This is a genomic window from Pseudomonas sp. LBUM1663, assembly GCF_059695905.1.
The window spans coordinates 4,843,799-4,859,820 of record NZ_CP166792.1; the positions used below are offsets into that span (position 1 = coordinate 4,843,799).

Annotated in this window: 13 protein-coding genes, 4 tRNA genes and 1 pseudogene; 7 read left to right on the plus strand and 11 right to left on the minus strand. The window is 58.7% G+C overall.

From position 1 onward, the window contains the following. Nucleotides 1-71: 71 nt before the first annotated feature. The 4 genes from ACA075_RS22195 to ACA075_RS22210 form a co-directional block, all read right to left on the minus strand. Nucleotides 72-851, minus strand: a complete 780-nt coding sequence (locus tag ACA075_RS22195; protein ID WP_219097124.1) for an ABC transporter permease — start codon at nt 849-851, stop codon at nt 72-74. Next, nucleotides 848-1,780, minus strand: a complete 933-nt coding sequence (locus ACA075_RS22200; RefSeq protein WP_497295386.1) for an ABC transporter ATP-binding protein — start codon at nt 1,778-1,780, stop codon at nt 848-850. Before ACA075_RS22200 ends, ACA075_RS22195 begins: the two co-directional genes overlap by 4 nt. Before the next feature lie 133 nt (nt 1,781-1,913). Beyond that, the gene (locus tag ACA075_RS22205) at nt 1,914-2,537 is read right to left on the minus strand and encodes a glutathione S-transferase family protein (protein WP_497295387.1); all 624 of its coding nucleotides are present in this window, start codon (nt 2,535-2,537) and stop codon (nt 1,914-1,916) included. 43 nt (nt 2,538-2,580) lie between these two features. Beyond that, nucleotides 2,581-3,240, minus strand: coding sequence for a transglutaminase-like domain-containing protein (locus tag ACA075_RS22210; protein WP_497295388.1), 660 nt, complete (start codon nt 3,238-3,240; stop codon nt 2,581-2,583). A 248-nt stretch (nt 3,241-3,488) separates the two neighbouring features. Here ACA075_RS22210 and ACA075_RS22215 point away from each other — a divergent pair, with 248 nt between their 5' ends. Together ACA075_RS22215 and ACA075_RS22220 are read left to right on the plus strand one after the other, a co-directional pair. Next, a complete protein-coding gene (locus ACA075_RS22215) occupies nt 3,489-5,936 on the plus strand; it encodes an acyl-CoA dehydrogenase (RefSeq protein WP_497295390.1) in 2,448 nt (815 codons plus the stop codon). Nucleotides 5,937-6,001: 65 nt separating this feature from the next. Next, entirely contained in the window at nt 6,002-6,409 is a 408-nt protein-coding gene (locus tag ACA075_RS22220; protein ID WP_219097128.1) for a PA2817 family protein, read from the plus strand. Between the two features lie 86 nt (nt 6,410-6,495). Here the strand turns inward: ACA075_RS22220 and ACA075_RS22225 are convergent, their stop codons facing one another. Beyond that, nucleotides 6,496-7,485, minus strand: a complete 990-nt coding sequence (locus tag ACA075_RS22225) for a LysR family transcriptional regulator (RefSeq protein ID WP_497295392.1) — start codon at nt 7,483-7,485, stop codon at nt 6,496-6,498. 90 nt (nt 7,486-7,575) lie between these two features. On the opposite strand from ACA075_RS22225, the gene ACA075_RS22230 reads away from it, so the two are divergent. The 4 genes from ACA075_RS22230 to ACA075_RS22245 all read left to right on the plus strand — a co-directional run bounded on the left by ACA075_RS22230 (nt 7,576) and on the right by ACA075_RS22245 (nt 11,643). Continuing rightward, nucleotides 7,576-8,202: an alanyl-tRNA editing protein gene (locus ACA075_RS22230; RefSeq protein WP_497295394.1), complete on the plus strand. Its 627-nt coding sequence runs from the start codon at nt 7,576-7,578 to the stop codon at nt 8,200-8,202. A 93-nt stretch (nt 8,203-8,295) separates the two neighbouring features. Next, nucleotides 8,296-9,066, plus strand: a complete 771-nt coding sequence (locus tag ACA075_RS22235; protein WP_497295395.1) for a 2OG-Fe(II) oxygenase — start codon at nt 8,296-8,298, stop codon at nt 9,064-9,066. Between the two features lies 1 nt (nt 9,067). Next, entirely contained in the window at nt 9,068-9,706 is a 639-nt protein-coding gene (locus tag ACA075_RS22240) for a LysE family translocator (protein WP_497295396.1), read from the plus strand. 197 nt (nt 9,707-9,903) lie between these two features. Then, nucleotides 9,904-11,643: a dipeptidase gene (locus ACA075_RS22245; protein ID WP_497295398.1), complete on the plus strand. Its 1,740-nt coding sequence runs from the start codon at nt 9,904-9,906 to the stop codon at nt 11,641-11,643. A gap of 149 nt (nt 11,644-11,792) precedes the next feature. On the opposite strand, the gene ACA075_RS22250 is transcribed toward ACA075_RS22245, so the two are convergent. From ACA075_RS22250 to ACA075_RS22265, 4 genes are all read right to left on the minus strand, one after another. Beyond that, nucleotides 11,793-11,868 (minus strand) — tRNA-Gly (locus ACA075_RS22250). 3 nt (nt 11,869-11,871) lie between these two features. Next, nucleotides 11,872-11,947 (minus strand) — tRNA-Glu (locus ACA075_RS22255). A 105-nt stretch (nt 11,948-12,052) separates the two neighbouring features. Next, nucleotides 12,053-12,128: transfer RNA gene (locus ACA075_RS22260), tRNA-Gly, on the minus strand. 2 nt (nt 12,129-12,130) lie between these two features. After that, a tRNA-Glu gene (locus ACA075_RS22265) sits at nt 12,131-12,206 on the minus strand. 378 nt (nt 12,207-12,584) lie between these two features. On the opposite strand from ACA075_RS22265, the gene ACA075_RS22270 reads away from it, so the two are divergent. Further along, complete coding sequence (locus tag ACA075_RS22270) at nt 12,585-13,355, plus strand: hypothetical protein (protein ID WP_497295400.1); 771 nt, start codon at nt 12,585-12,587, stop codon at nt 13,353-13,355. Nucleotides 13,356-13,989: 634 nt separating this feature from the next. On the opposite strand, the gene ACA075_RS22275 is transcribed toward ACA075_RS22270, so the two are convergent. Together ACA075_RS22275 and ACA075_RS22280 are read right to left on the minus strand one after the other, a co-directional pair. Further along, nucleotides 13,990-14,871 carry a methyl-accepting chemotaxis protein gene (locus ACA075_RS22275; RefSeq protein WP_370655173.1) on the minus strand — a complete coding sequence of 294 codons (882 nt, stop codon included), beginning with the start codon at nt 14,869-14,871 and terminating at the stop codon, nt 13,990-13,992. Beyond that, a pseudogene (locus ACA075_RS22280) lies at nt 14,851-15,954 on the minus strand (HAMP domain-containing protein); the annotation flags it as partial. The pseudogene ACA075_RS22280 and the gene ACA075_RS22275, both read right to left, overlap by 21 nt. Nucleotides 15,955-16,022: the final 68 nt, after the last annotated feature.

A 16,022-nucleotide genomic window follows, 5' to 3' on the forward strand; every position in this document is an offset into this window, starting at 1 on the left:
GGCCTCCATTTTTGGAGGCCGTTTTTTTTGTGGTGTCTGGGCAGACGCCTTCGCGGACGACGCGGTCTTTCTCAGGTACGCATCCCGCGCCCACTGACCAGCAACCGCGCACAACCGACGTACAACACAACTGTCGCCACCAGCATGAAAGTAATCGCCACGCTGATCTTGATGTCCGAAACGCCGAGAATGCCGTAACGGAAAGCGTTGACCATGTGCAACACCGGGTTGGCCAGGGATACGGTCTGCCAGAACGGGGGCAGCAAGCTGATCGAGTAGAACACCCCGCCCAGGTACGTCAGCGGTGTCAGCACGAAGGTCGGGATGATCGAAATATCATCGAAGTTGCGCGCAAACACGGCGTTGATGAAGCCCAGTAGCGAGAAGATCGTCGCCGTCAGCACCACCACCAGAATGGTGACGCCCAGGTGATGCACCTGCAAATGGGTGAAGAACAGCGACAGCAGGGTCACGATGACGCCGACCATCAACCCACGCAACACGCCGCCCAGGGTGTAGCCGATCAGAATCGTATGGGGTGAAACCGGCGACACCATCAATTCTTCTATGGAGCGCTGGAACTTGCTGCCGAAGAAACTCGACACCACGTTGCCGTAGGAGTTGGTGATCACCGACATCATGATCAGGCCCGGCACGATGTATTCCATATAGGTGAAGCCACCCATATCACCGATCTGCCGACCGATCAGGTTACCGAAGATCACGAAGTACAGGACCATGGTGATGGCCGGCGGCAGCAAGGTCTGCGGCCAGATCCGGGTAAAGCGCTTCACCTCGCGGTAGACGATGGTGTTGAGGGCAACGAGGTTGGGTTGCAGCTCGGAACTCATACCGCCACCTTCGACAGATTTTTCTCCACCAGGGACACGAACAACTCCTCGAGGCGATTGGTTTTGTTACGCAGGCTCAGCACTTCGATGTTCTGCTGCGCCAATTGAGTGAACAGCGCGGTGATGCCCATGGCCTTGTCGACCTGGACTTCGAGGGTATGGCTGTCGAGCAGCTTGGTCGGGTAACCGAGCAACTGCGGCGCGACGTTCAGCGTGTTCTTGAGGTCGAGCAGGAAGGTTTCCACATGCAACTGGCCGAGCAGCTGTTTCATGCTGGTGTTCTCGACAATCGTGCCGTGGTCGATGATGCCGATGTTGCGGCACAACTGCTCAGCCTCTTCCAGGTAGTGGGTGGTGAGGATGATGGTGATGCCTTTCTGGTTCAGCTCGGTGAGGAAGGTCCACATCGAGCGACGCAGTTCGATGTCCACACCCGCGGTCGGCTCATCGAGGATCAGCAGGCGGGGTTCGTGAACCAATGCGCGGGCGATCATCAGGCGACGTTTCATGCCACCGGACAGCGAACGCGACGGCACATCGCGCTTGTCCCACAACCCGAGCTGGGTCAGATACTGTTCGGCGCGTTCCTTGGCGATCTTCGGCGGGATGCCGTAGTAACCGGCCTGGGTCACGACGATGTCGACGGTTTTTTCGAACTGGTTGAAGTTGAATTCCTGGGGCACCACGCCGATGGAGCGCTTGAGCTGCGCAGGATTCTTGTCCAGGTCGTGACCGAAGATATTCACGGTGCCGCTGGTCTTGTTCACCAGGGTCGAGAGAATGCCGATGGTCGTGGATTTGCCGGCACCGTTAGGGCCAAGCAAGGCGAAAAAGTCACCTTCGGCGACGTCCAGATCGATACCACTCAGGGCCTGGAAACCGTTGCCGTAGGTTTTGGTTAGCTGCCGGATGGACAGAGCGGAACTCATATCGGATTTACGCACCAAGAAGGGAAGAAAGGGATAACCATGGGCGGGCGGCGAGCAATGCAACCGCGGCGCACGAGCGCAATGGTGCTTGTCGCCGCCACACAAGTACAGTCAAGTGTGTCGATAGTGAGTATTAAGTCAACGCGGTCATAACGGCTTTTTTATACGCCGGACGCTGTTTCAGTCGTGCATACCAGGCCTCAAGATGCGGCTGCGGTGCGCGCTCGATCGGCATCTCGAACCAGGCATAAATGAAACTGCCGAGGGGGATGTCGCCCATGCCGATCTCATCGCCGGACAGGTATGGTTGGGGCGCCAGCGCCTGATCGGCCATCGTCAGCAGGTCATCGCACTCCTTGATCGCGGCGTTGATGGCGGGCCAGTCCTGCTTGTCTTCAGGTGTACGTAACACGCCCCAGAACACCGTGCGGAACGGGCCGGCAAAACTGGAGGTGGCCCAGTCCATCCACTTATCGGCAGCGGCGCGGGCCTTCAGATCCGTCGGGTACCAGGCCGTGCCATTGGCGTGGCTGGCCATCAGGTAGCGCACGATGGCGTTCGATTCCCAGAGTACGAAGCCGTCGTCTTCAATCACCGGCACCCGGCCATTGGGATTCATCGCACGGTACTCCGGCGTATCGACTACACCAAAGGCCCCGCCCGCATCGATGGCTTCATAGGCCAGGCCCAGCTCCTCGGCGGCCCACAATGGCTTTCTGACATTCGACGAATTTTTCCGACCCCAGATCTTCAGCATGACCGCCTCTTTATGGATGAATGCGCAGGCAGCATACGCCGGATCAGGCGCGGCTCAAATCACTCTGCATGTCACCCAGCAATGCTGGCAAAGTGTCGCTGAACAGATGCGGGTAGCACTTTTCCAGGTGCTCGAAAAAGAACGCTTCAGGCACGTCGGTGAACTGGCCGTGGTCCACCAGATACTCCATCAGCTGCTCGCCGTCGCGGTTGAAGGGATGAAAAACACTGTCGTGGATGCCGTCGAACTCCAGCGGCGCCACATTGAACAGTTCGCAGAGTTTCTGGTTGAAGGCCGGCGTCGCCTTGACCCAGCGACCGTTCAGATACAGCTCCGTATAACCGTGCATGGCGAACACATCGCTCTTGAGCAATTCGAGCAAACGCGGCGTCGACAGGTGATTGCGCACGTCCGCCAGACCGATCCGCGCAGGGATCCCGCAATGTCGGGCTGCTCCGGCCAGAAGCGTGGCCTTGGGCACGCAATAACTCTCTCCGGCTGCCAGTGCATAACTGCCGCACAACGTATCCGGGTCGCGACTGAAGGTGTAGGGGTTGTAACGCACGGCTTCGCGCACCGCGTAATAGAGCTTGATCGCCTGCTCAAGCGGATCGCGACTGGCGCCCCGATGTTTTTCGGCGAACTCCACCACCGAGGGGTGGTCACTATCGATGAAGCGGCCGGGACTCAGATACTCGTGCATGAGAACAATCTCCTGGGGAAGCCACGAGTCTAGCGATACCTTCAGCACAGAGATAACGACGTTTCGGCCAAACATGGGCGCATAGCCGCGTAGGAAACGAACGATTTCCCGGGCGTGTTGCCAACCCAACCTACAAAACGCATCGATGGTTTCCCACGAATTCAATCACCTCGCTCCGACCACCCTGTTTTACGGATGCCGTCTAAGCTCTGAAGGTTGGTTTTGCCCTGGTTCACGGAGGATTAAATATGCTGCTGTTGTGGATACTGGTTCTGGTTGTCGGGATAGCTTATTTAGCCCACCGTCGCATCGCCCCCCTGCCCGCCCTGTGCATCGTCGCTGTCTATATCGTCGCGATGGGTGCCTTCAGCCGCGCGCCAGGCTGGCTGCTGCTGATTTTCTGGGTGTTGATCGCAGCCGTCGCGGCGCCGTTGTTGCTGCCCGACCTGCGTCGCAAATTCTTGAGCGCGCCGCTGTTCAGCTGGTTCCAGAAAACCCTGCCGCCGATGTCGCAAACCGAACGCGATGCGATCGACGCCGGGACCGTGTGGTGGGACGGCGAACTGTTCAGCGGTCGCCCGGACTGGAACAAACTGCTGTCCTATCCAAAAGTGCAATTGAGTGAAGAGGAACAGGCCTTTATCGACGGCCCGACCGAAGAACTCTGCGCCATGGTCACCGACTGGCAGATCGGGCAAGACATGGACCTGCCTCCCGAAGCCTGGACTCACATCAAGGAAAACGGCTTCTTTGCGCTGATCATTCCCAAGGAGTTTGGCGGCAAGGGCTTCTCGGCCTATGCCCACTCTCAGGTGGCGATGAAACTGGCGACCCGCAGTGGCGACCTCGCCTCCACCGTGATGGTCCCTAACTCCCTGGGCCCGGCAGAACTGCTGCTGCATTACGGCACCGACGAACAACGCAACCATTACCTGCCACGGCTGGCCCGGGGCGACGACATCCCGTGCTTCGCACTGACTGGTCCGCTGGCGGGCTCCGACGCCGGTGCCATGCCCGACACCGGGGTGATCTGTAAAGGTGAATGGGAAGGCAAGGAAACCCTCGGTCTGCGCCTCAACTGGGAAAAGCGTTACATCACGCTGGGCCCGGTAGCTACCCTCCTCGGCCTGGCCTTCAAAGCCTATGACCCGGACCATTTGCTAGGTGACAAGGAAGACATGGGCATCAGCCTGGCGCTGATCCCGACCGACACCGCCGGTGTTGAAATCGGTCGCCGTCACCTGCCGCTGGGTGCCGCCTTCATGAATGGCCCGAACTCCGGCAAGGACGTCTTCGTGCCGCTGGACTTCCTCATCGGCGGCCAGGAAATGCTCGGCAAGGGCTGGATGATGCTGATGAACTGCCTGTCGGTCGGGCGTTCGATTTCCCTGCCGGCAGTCGGCACCGGCGCGGCCAAGTTCACCAGTCTGGTAACCGGTCAGTACGCGCAGGTTCGTGAGCAGTTCAACGTTCCACTGTCGGCGTTCGAAGGTATTCAAGAAGCCATGGCGCGTATCGGCGGCAACGCCTGGATGATGGACGCCGCCCGAATGCTGACCGCTAACGCGGTGGACCTGGGCGAGAAACCGTCAGTACTGTCAGCAATTCTCAAGTACCACCTCACCGAACGCGGCCGCGAGTGCATCAGCCACGCCATGGATGTTCACGGCGGCAAGGCGATCATCATGGGGCCGAACAACTACCTCGGCCGCAGTTGGAACGGCGCGCCCATCTTCATCACCGTGGAAGGCGCGAACATTCTCTCGCGCAACCTGATGATCTTCGGTCAGGGCGCCATTCGCTGCCATCCGTTCGTGCTGAAAGAAATGGCCCTCGCTGGCCGTGAAGACAAGGATCAGGCACTCACCGAATTCGATGGCTTGCTGCTCAAGCACATCGGTTTCGCCGTGAGCAACGCCGCCAGCACGCTGGTGTTGAACCTCGGCTTCGGGCATCTGGAACACTCGCCGGGTGACAAGCTCAGTCAGGGTTATTTCCGTGCGCTTAACCGTCAGGCCGCCGCGTTCGCCATGCTCGCCGACCTCAGCATGATGCTGCTGGGCGGTGAACTGAAACGTCGCGAACGCCTGTCGGCGCGTCTTGGGGATGTGCTCAGCAACATGTACCTCGCCTCCGCCGCGCTCAAGCGTTACCACGACCTTGATTCGCCGGAACACATGGCGCCGTTGTTTACCTGGGCCATGGAAGAAAGCCTCGGCCAGTCGGAACGTGCGCTGGATGAACTGCTGAGCAACTTCCCGAACAAGGTGCTCGGTTGCCTGTTGCGGGTGATCGTGTTCCCGTTCGGCCGTCGTCACAAAGGGCCATCGGACAAACTCGGCGCCGAAGTCGCCGCGGTGATTGGCCGCGCCAAGGGCGATCCAACCCTCGAAGAATTGCTCGGTGGTTGCTACCGTCCGCAATCGGCGGACGACGCGGTCGGTGCCCTGCAACATGCCTGCAATCTGTTGAACGCGGCGCAGCCGTTGCAGAAAAAACTGCACGTGGCGCTCAAAAGTGGTCAGGTCAAACCGGCTGCCGGCGAACACGTCATCGATGCAGCGTTGGAGGCTGGGGTGTTGCAAGCGGTGGAAGCGCAGACCCTGCGTGAAGCCGAAATGGCGCGGCGCAAGGTGATCGACGTCGATGATTTCGACAAAGACGAACTGGCGCTGGCCGACGGAAAGGTCCGCTGATCCTGTAAAAAGGGGCGTGGGGGCTTTATACTCCCGCGCCCGTTTTGCTCTTGAGGACTTATCTCGTGTCCAACGTCGTTGCCGATCATCTTGTCTTGCTCGACCACCTGCGCAGCATCCTGGTCGCCGTAGGTGAGGCCGAACAGGTTCCCGAAGAAAGCCATGCCTTGTTCCTGGAGCGCTTCGACGAACTGCGTGCATTGCTGCCGGTCGACCCGATCGAAAGCCAATACCTGGGCCAGGACATTCTGTGCCAGGTGATCACCCGTTATCCGCAAATCGCCCACCTGGTCCCGCGCGACCTGTTGTGGTACTTCGCCGGTGACTGCCTGCATTACATGCCCGATGATGAAATCGAATTGTACCAGGCACTGGAAGAGCGTCGTTTCGAAGCCGAACAGAACGACGAACCCTTCGACTGGAATCAGGAAAAACAGCTGCTGGCGATGTCGAACGACGACAGCAAGCACTGATCCCTGATCTGAAATGCAAAAGGCCCGCATGGTTATTCATGCGGGCCTTTTTTATGGCATTGCCGAGTAATGTGGTGTCTGGGCGTTCAGAGCAACCCATCACTCTCGGGCAACTCATACTCTGCTGCGACCTTACCCAGCTTCCCCGGCTTGCTCAGGGTCGGCTCCTTCTCCAGGCACTCCACCAGATAATCAATAAACACCCGCAATTTCGGCGGCAAATAGCGCGTCGGCGAATGCAGCAACCAAGCGCCGCCGTGGTATGACGCGAGGAACGTCCAGTCCGGCAACACCTGCACAATCAACCCCTGCTCCAGCGCATAACGCGCCGTAAAATACGGCAGGCTGCCAATCCCGATGTGCTGCAACACCGCCCCCAACCGCACCCCGGTGTGATTCGCCGCATACCGACCGCGTACACCGACCGTCACAGCCTTGCTGCCTTTCTTGAATTTCCAGCGCGCATCGCTCGGGGTTTCACCCAGATAGATGCAGCTGTGGTTGAGCAAGTCGTGGGGGTGCGTCGGCGTGCCGTGTTCGGCGAGGTATTGCGGTGTAGCGCAGAGCAAATGGTCGATGGTCAGCAACTGCCGCCCGACCAACCCGGCGGGTGGTCGATCGGTAATGCGAATCGCCAGATCAACGTTGTCGTCGATCAGGTCCACCTGCCGATCTTCAAGCAAAAGCTCTACATCCACTTTGGGATAACGGCGCAGAAATTCCGGCATATGCGGGTGAATCACAAATCGACCGACCGCCTTGGGAACACTGACTCGCACCAATCCTTCCGCTTCATGGGTGAACTGCCCGCTGATTTCCATCACGGACTTGGCCGCACTGACCATTTCCTGGCAGCGTTTGAACACCTCTTCGCCACCGTCGCTCAAGCGCAGCTTGCGTGTGGTTCGCTGCAGCAGACGCGTGGCCAACGCTTTTTCCAGACGCGAAATACTGCGACTCACCGCCGAGGGTGAAGAACCCAACTGGCGAGCCGCTTCGGAAAAGCTGCCAGTCTCGACAACCTTGACGAAGATCGCCATTTCACCCAGCAACGGTAGCGGTAGATTTATGCTCACAGCGCAACAGTCCTTTGATGTTTGAACGGATTATCACGCAATTCCACGCTTCATATAATAAAAAGAGAAACTTTAATGAGGACATGGAATATGACGCTTCGCCTCTTTTTCCATAGTGATGACCTCAAGGCCAATGTGGAAGTCCTGGATTGCACGCCCCAGGAAAACGAGTTTGCGGTGGTGCTGCGCGCGACGTTGTTTCACCCCCAAGGTGGCGGTCAGCCTTGCGATACCGGCTGGATCGGCGAAAGCCAGGTGCTGCGCGTGGTCCAGGACCCGGACCGGATCATTCACTTTGTCGACCAGCCAGTAAAAATCGGCATGACCCAGATCCGGATTGACGAGCAACGCCGCCGGTTCAATTCGCGCATGCATTCGGCCGGCCACCTCATCGGCCATTTTGTCCAGGCACTGGGCTGGATGCCGGTCAAGGCTCATCACTGGCCCGGCGAAGGACGCGTGCAATTCAAACCGGTGGAGTCGGCAAAAGAGGTGGATGCCGAGATGATTCAGCACGCCATCGAGCAATGGGTTGCCCAGGATCTGCCACGTCTGACATCAATGCGCGAAGGCGCCCGGGAAATTGGTTTCGGTGAGCTGCCCGCCTACGGCTGCGGCGGCACCCATGTACGTAGCCTGAAGGATTTGGGCACGGTCACGATCACTTCCCTTTCACTGAAAAAGGGAATGCTGTCAGTCCACTACAGCGTGGATTGAGCTTTCGGGCGATGCCGCCCCCGGCATCGCTTGACGCCCGGGGGAGCCCGCATTCGCGGGTTCTGTTGACTATCTGATAGATGGACCTAAGACATGATGCTTGACGTCGAGCGTCTCGATGAGACGTGCATACAAAAACTGGCCAATGAAGAAGTCCTCGCCATCCGCGTCAAAGGCCTGTTGCCCCAGCCGCTGGCGATTCAGATTGGCGACAAGATCCTCGCCCCGGGTTTCGAAGGCTATATCAATGCGCCGAGCATCGGTCGCATCGGCATGGCGTTTTATGAGGCGGAAAACCAGCCACTGCTGATCGAAGATTATTTCGAGCATGCCTCGCGCAACATCGCGGAGTTGCGCAAACGTTGCGCGCCCTATTCTTCCCCGGTCGACACCCTGCGCTGCATGCTCGATGAGTCCTGGCCGGCGGGTGCGCACCTGGAAAATCTCTACGGCCGCAAGATGTATGTCGGGCTGTCTCGCGTGGTGAAACCAGGGGTGTGCTTCCTGGCCCATCACGACATTTTCGCCAAGGATGCCCCCGACAGTTACCAGGCCAGAAGCCTGGAAGCGCAGTTCGCCTGCAATGTTTACCTGAACATGCCCACTGAGGGTGGCGCCTTGCAGATGTGGGACCACGATATTTCTCCGGATCAATTCGACGAGATGCGTGGCGACAGCTACGGCGTCGACCCGGCCCTGCTCGGAACACCAACCTTGGAGATTCGTCCTGAGCCGGGTGATTTCATCATGTTCAATTCGCGCTGCATGCACTCGGTGACGCCGGGCGTGGCGGATCCGCGATTGAGCCTTTCGTTCTTTGTCGGCTATCGCGGCAATGCTTCACCCCTTACTTTCTGGAGTTGAAATGCTTTCGAATTACCTGGGCGAGTTCCTGGCGCTGGCGACTATTCACTTTCTGGCTGTGGTCGCACCTGGACCGGACTTCGCTGTCACCATCCGTCAAAGTGTGCGTTTCGGCCGGTTGGTCGGGATCTGCACGGCGCTAGGCATCGGTGCGGGAATTTCCGTGCATGTGCTTTACACCCTGCTCGGGGTCGGCGCGTTGATGCACACGACGCCCTGGTTACTGACGGTAGCCAAGGTGGTGGGCGGCGCTTACATCTTGTACCTCGGTGTCAGCCTGCTGCGCAGTAAACCCAAGTCCGCGCTTGAGGGTGACAAAGTCGCCGAAGAGCCGGTCGTCGAGCAAACGCTGCTGAAGGCGTTCACCACCGGTTTTCTGACCAACGCGACCAATCCCAAGGCGACGCTATTTTTCCTGGCGATTTTCACCACGCTCATCAGCGCCACGACACCCTTGAAGATCCAGGCGCTGTATGGGGCCTGGATGTGTTTTGTGAACGCGCTGTGGTTCGTGATCGTCGCGCTGTTCTTTTCCAGCGCCCGGGTGCGATTGTTGTTCATGCGCATGGGGCATTGGTTCGAACGCACCATGGGGGTGATTCTGATCCTGTTCGCCGGGCGTTTGATTCTCTCGATGTGAAAGCGCCTGAAACGCAAAAGACCCGCTCAGTCTGACTGGCGGGCCTTTTTCGTTTCTGCGCCGCTTTTGCATTTCTGTGCGACAGATCCCACATCAGGGACTCCCGTAACACTCCGTTACAGTGTTAGCTTGGAAACGTTTCTGTCTCATCGATCAGAAACTTCTCACCCACTGCCTGCAAAGGAATGCCCACAGCAATGAATTTCTCACTCAAGCACCTGGCTGCGTCAACCCTGATACTGGCCAGCCTGTCGTCGTTCACCCTGACAGCGCAGGCCAACATCACCCCGCAACAGAGTGCGGCGATCCTCAAGACGTTCAGTGACGCATCGGTAACGGATTTCAGGCAATTCCTGGGAGGCCTGGCCAAGAGCGATCTCGGCAAAACCGCGGACCTCGGCCCCGCCATCGGTGCCTTCCTCGACAACAAGACCCTTACGCCAGACCAGCAGAACGAAATCCATCGCCTGCTTGGCCTCTACGCACGGGTGAAATACGGCAGCGCTGCCACTGAGACCCTGCGCGAGCTGGTGGCCATCCCGACCTTCCGCGTCGAGGGCGTTGACCAGCATGACAATCCCGAATTCATCAAGATCGCCGAGAAGATCAAGGGCCTGGCCCAGGCGTTCAACCTGAACTTCCGCAACATCGACAACCGCGTCTATGAAATCTCCCTAGAAGGCAGCAGCGATGAAGTCGTGGGCATTCATGCGCATGCCGACGTAGTGCCGGTGACGCCGGAGAACTGGGTCCTGAAAGACGGCACCAAACTCGATCCGTTCAAAGTCACCCTGATCGGCGACCGCATGTATGGCCGGGGCACCGAGGATGACAAGAACGGTATCGTGGTAGCGCTTTATGCGATGAAGGTCATCAAGGAAGAGAAGCTGCCGCTGGCGCGCAATTTCAAACTGCTGGTCGATACCACCGAAGAAACCACCGGCGACGCCATCCCTTATTACTTCGAACACAACCCGACACCCAACTACAACCTGGCGCTGGATGGCGGGTACCCGGTGGTGATTGCGGAGAAAGGCTATGGCACCGTGATGGCGAACTTTGCCAAGCGCAAGGCCGAGGGCACGGGCGCCGAAATCATCTCGATGACCGGCGGCATGGCCACCAACCAGATTCCGTCGACATCGGTTGTCACCCTTTTGACTGAGAAACCTGCTGAATTGGCTGCCAGCCTGCAGAAGGCCGGCGCCGATTACGCCAAAACCAATGGCGGCAACTTCGATGTCACGGCCAAGGTCGATGGCAAGGACGTGAAGCTGACGGTCACCGGTGTTTCTGCCCACTCCTCCGAGCCCGAGTCCGGCGTCAATCCGGTGGCCAGGATGCTGGAGTTCATCAACAGCCTGGACGGCAAGGTCGCGCTCAAGCACAACCACATCACCGACGCCGCCCGTTATGCTGCGGACAACTGGGGCCTGGATTTCCTGGGTAGCAAATTGGGCGTCGGGTTTTCCGATGCGTTCATGGGGCCGCTGACCGCGTCCCTGACTTACGTCGCCATGGATGACAAAACCTTCAAGCTCGCGGTCAACCTGCGGGTGCCAAAGGGTAAGTCCCCGGAAAACCTCAAGGCCGAAATCGCCGACAAGCTGGGCGCCTGGAGCAAGAAGACCGACGTTGCAGTGGCCTTCGACTACTCGATCGCCGAGCCGATGTACCGCAATCCTGAAGGTGAATGGGTCAAGGCCTTGCTCGCCGTGGCCAGCGAAAACCTTGGCATGGACCACAAGTACGGCACCTCTGCCGGCGCCACCTCGGTCCATGAACTGCCTAATGGCGTGCAATTCGGCCTGGCCCGGCCCGAGCTTAAATACACCGGGCACACCGATAACGAGTTCAAGACCGTCGACCAGTTCCTGCTGGACCTGCAGATCGTGACGGAAATGATGGGACGCATCGGGCAGTTGCCGAAGCTCTGATCGCCTTTCGGACCCGCTGTTATGGCGGGTCCGACGCGTTAGCCGTGTTGATTCCAGCACAAACAGAAAAAGGACCTTGAGGTCCTTTTTTTATGGATGACGCACAAACAAAAACGCCGCTCATTGCTGAGCGGCGCTTTCGTTAAATATGGAGCGGGAAACGAGACTCGAACTCGCGACCCCGACCTTGGCAAGGTCGTGCTCTACCAACTGAGCTATTCCCGCAAATGGCGTCCCCTAGGGGACTCGAACCCCTGTTACCGCCGTGAAAGGGCGGTGTCCTAGGCCACTAGACGAAGGGGACACGCTAACTGAAACACATGGTGTGTATTTCAGTGCCCAAATCCGCATCCTAAGATATCGGTTCTGGTTTCACTCAGCCCTGCCCGAAAGCAACGCTGTTTAAAATTGGAGCGGGAAACGAGACTCGAACTCGCGACCCCGACCTTGGCAAGGTCGTGCTCTACCAACTGAGCTATTCCCGCATTGGCGTCCCCTAGGGGACTCGAACCCCTGTTACCGCCGTGAAAGGGCGGTGTCCTAGGCCACTAGACGAAGGGGACACACGTACAACATTCACTCCCTACCGCGTTTCGCTGTGTGCTTTACGCTGTAAGTGGCGCGCATTCTATGGATGGATTGAGGGGTCGTCAACCCCCAGATATAAATTTATTTAAATCAATGACTTCGCCCCGCTTTCAGGCGCGATTCAGGCTTTTGCGCCTCCTGACCTTTGGCGACTATATTCGGGCAACGACCAAGACGTTATAGTCCGCCGCCGAAGATGATGGCAATCTGAACCATAGTTGCCAGCATTTATATAAGTCGAACCCCGGCCGATACAAAGATAGCCACAACCGATTCAACTCGTCGAGCGGTCCTATGCGCCCAAATGCCAAGCCACTACACTCGATCGCGAACCCTATAAAGAGGTCTTACCGGTGACACCACTCATGATCACCCTGCTAGTCGTAGCCGGGATCGCACTATTGATCGCCATTGGCTACATGAACCATGTGGTGGAAAACAACAAGCTGGAAAAGGCCCGTACCAAGGTTGAACTCAACGACCGCCTGCGTCGCTGCGGCGAAATCACCGAGACATTCCCCGGTCAGCTGATGACACCCGGGCTCAAGCTGCTGCTGACCCGCCTGGAACTCAATGTCTGCAAGCGTTTGCTCAACCTGGAAAAAACCAGTTCCAACCTGAGGGCCCGGATTACCGAACTCGAAGCCCTGGCCGCACAAGGCGAATCGATCCCGGTCAACAATCCGCCGGCACCGATTCAGACCGAAGCCAAGGCCAAGGACGTGCGTTTCCTGCTCGAAGCCCTGCACGGCCAGATCACTCGCGCCGCACAGGACGGCTTCCTGCCAACCAACGAAGCCAAGCGCTGGATCCGCGAAGTTCGCCACATTCTGGTCCTGCTGCACATCGAGTTCTTCAACAACCTCGGCCAACAATGCCTGCAACAAAACCAGCCAGGCCAGGCCCGCCTCGCCTTCGAACGCGGCGTGCAATACCTGCGTAAACAGCAGGAACCGCAGGTCTACGCCGAACAGCTCGAATACCTGGAAAAACTCCTGGCCCGTGCCAACGCCATGGTGATGGACAAAATCGCGGCAGTTGAAAGCGAAGCGAACCAATTGAACGCAGGCCTCAAAGACGTCGAGGCGGATGCGGACTGGAAGAAGAAAGTGATCTACGACTGATCAGAAGAAGCAAAGAAGCCACCGCGAGGTGGCTTTTTTTTGGGGTCGGGTTTGGTGAGTGAGTACTGCCGGGGAGGATTGGTTAGCTGTCAGGCCGCCTTCGCTGGCAGGCCAGCTCCCACAATTGGAGTGGGTGTATCAGCAAAATGCTGGTCGGCTGTCAGGCCGCCATCGCGGGCAAGCCTCGCTCCTACAAGGGCCCAGCGTACACCCGCTTCTCACCACTCATCAGGCCGAGCGTTAGCTCGCCTTCAGCTCTTGATCTTGATCCACCCGCCCCGTCGGGAGGCTGAGTGGAGGTGTTCATCCGGGGAGTGGCGCGCAGCGCCGTTCGACGCAGTCGAACACGCTGCATGTAGGTCGTCGCGAAGCAGACCGGAGGGCAGTGTCCCCGGATGGATACCGGAACGAAGGAACGCCGAGCCCAGGCGAGGGGCCGGACGCTTGGGGCGAGACCTTTTGGTTCCTTTTGGGGCGTTTGCCAAAAGGGACTCGCCGTAAGGGCGAAACCATAAGTCGCCGTTACCGCAGAAATGGATATGTACACCTGAAAGAGATAGGTCGGCTATCAGGCCGCCTTCGCGGGCAAGCCTCGCTCCTACAGTAGATCTGTGCACATACGCAGGGAGACAGATCAGAGCCGGAAATGCCCGACCATCCCCTTCAACTCAACCCCCAACTGCGCCAGCTCAATGCTCGACGCCGCATTCCCCCGCATCGCCAACGAAGACTGATCCGCACTCGCCCGAATACTCGTCACACTGCGATTAATCTCCTCGGCCACCGAACTCTGCTCCTCGGCCGCCGCCGCAATCTGCTGGTTCATCTGCTGAATCAACGACACCGCCGCCGCGATACTTCCCAGCGCACTCTCAGTCTGCAACGCGTCACTCACCGCCAGCTTCACCAGCTCACCACTGTTCTGAATCTGCTGCACCGACGACTGCGCCGCCGAACGCAAGGCGCTCACCAGACGCTCAATCTCCTCGGTCGATTGCTGTGTGCGCTTGGCCAACGCCCGAACCTCATCCGCCACGACCGCAAATCCCCTGCCCTGCTCGCCGGCCCGTGCCGCCTCAATGGCCGCATTGAGCGCCAACAGGTTGGTTTGCTCAGCGACGCTCTTGATCACACTGAGCACCGTGCCGATGTTCTGGATTTCCGCACTCAGGCTTTCGATGCTCGAACTGGCCGACGTCGCCGAGTCCGCCAGCTGTTCGATCCGCGCCATGCTCTGACGCACCACCTGCTGACCACTTTCCACCTTACCGTCTGCCGTTTGCGCAGCCTGAGCAGCTTCCTCCGCGTTACGCGCCACATCGTGCACCGTCGCCGTCATCTGATTCATCGCCGTGGCGACCTGCTCGGTTTCTTCCTTCTGGCTGCTGACCTCCAGATTGGTCTGCTCAGTCACCGCCGACAGCGATTGCGCCGAACTCGCCAACTGCTCGATACCGGCCTGCAAACCGCTGACGATGGTGCTCAGCCCCGCACCCATCTGTTGCATGGCCTGCATCAACTGGCCGATCTCGTCACGGCGCGTCACTTCGACCGTCGCACTCAAATCACCCGCGGCGATCTGCTGCGCGACACGAATCACACTGCGCAGCGGCGCCACGATCAACCGGGTAATCACCCACGCCGCGATCAACCCGACCAGCAACGCCAGGGCCGAGGAACCAATGATCAGCATCGAATTCTTTTTCAGCTCGGACTGCATCGACTGGTCTTCGGCGACATAGGCCTGATCGACCCGTTCCACCACTTGGGCAGCACGCTGGTGCAGTTGCTCATAGACGGTTTTTTCCTGGGCCAACAGGCCGGTGTACTCAGTCAGTTTCTCGCTGAAACTGTTGATGTGGCCCGCCACTTCATTGAGGACAGTCTGATAGCCCTCATCCTTGACCGTGGTTTTCAACTGTTCGGCTTGAACCTGCGCCTGATCGGCCTGCTCGATCTTGCCCTGGCCTGCGCTGTCGTCACCCTTGCGGCTCTGGTCCAGACGCACACGCGCTTCGTTCATTGCCTGCAGCATCAGCCGCGACACCTGGCTGACCTGATTGGCCTGCTCGATGAACTGCCCACCGTCCTTGCCTTCGGACTCCTTCAAGGTATAGGCGCCATCATCGGCAAGTCCGGCTTGCAGGACATCCAGGTTATTGGCCACGCTGGACACCGACCAACTGGCCATTTCCAGGGCCAGGTCCTTGGCCTGACTCAGCGAGACGAATTCGTCGAAGGCCTTGCGATAGGCCAACAGGGACTGCTCGACGTCGTTCATCACCGGCACGTTGGCCGCTGACGCAGCCTTGAGCTGCTTCGCCAGGGCGATCAGGCCATCCACGCCCTGGTGCAGGGCATCGACGGTTTTCGGATTGCCGTGCAAGGCGTATTCCTGCTCAAGCAGTCGCACCTTGAGCAAACCGCTGTTGAGCGACGACATCTGCTTGAGGCCGTCGAAGCGATGACTGATGGTTTGCAGGGACCAAACGCCGATGGCTGCCACCAGGGCCGTCAGCAGCAACACCAAGACAAACCCGACACCCATTTTTTTTGCCATACCGAGGTTGGCAAAACGTCCTTGCACGGCCGAAATCATTGCACTTAGTCCCCTGACATAGTCTGTTGACGCAGATTCGCAATGGGCATGGGCCAGCACAAGTCTCT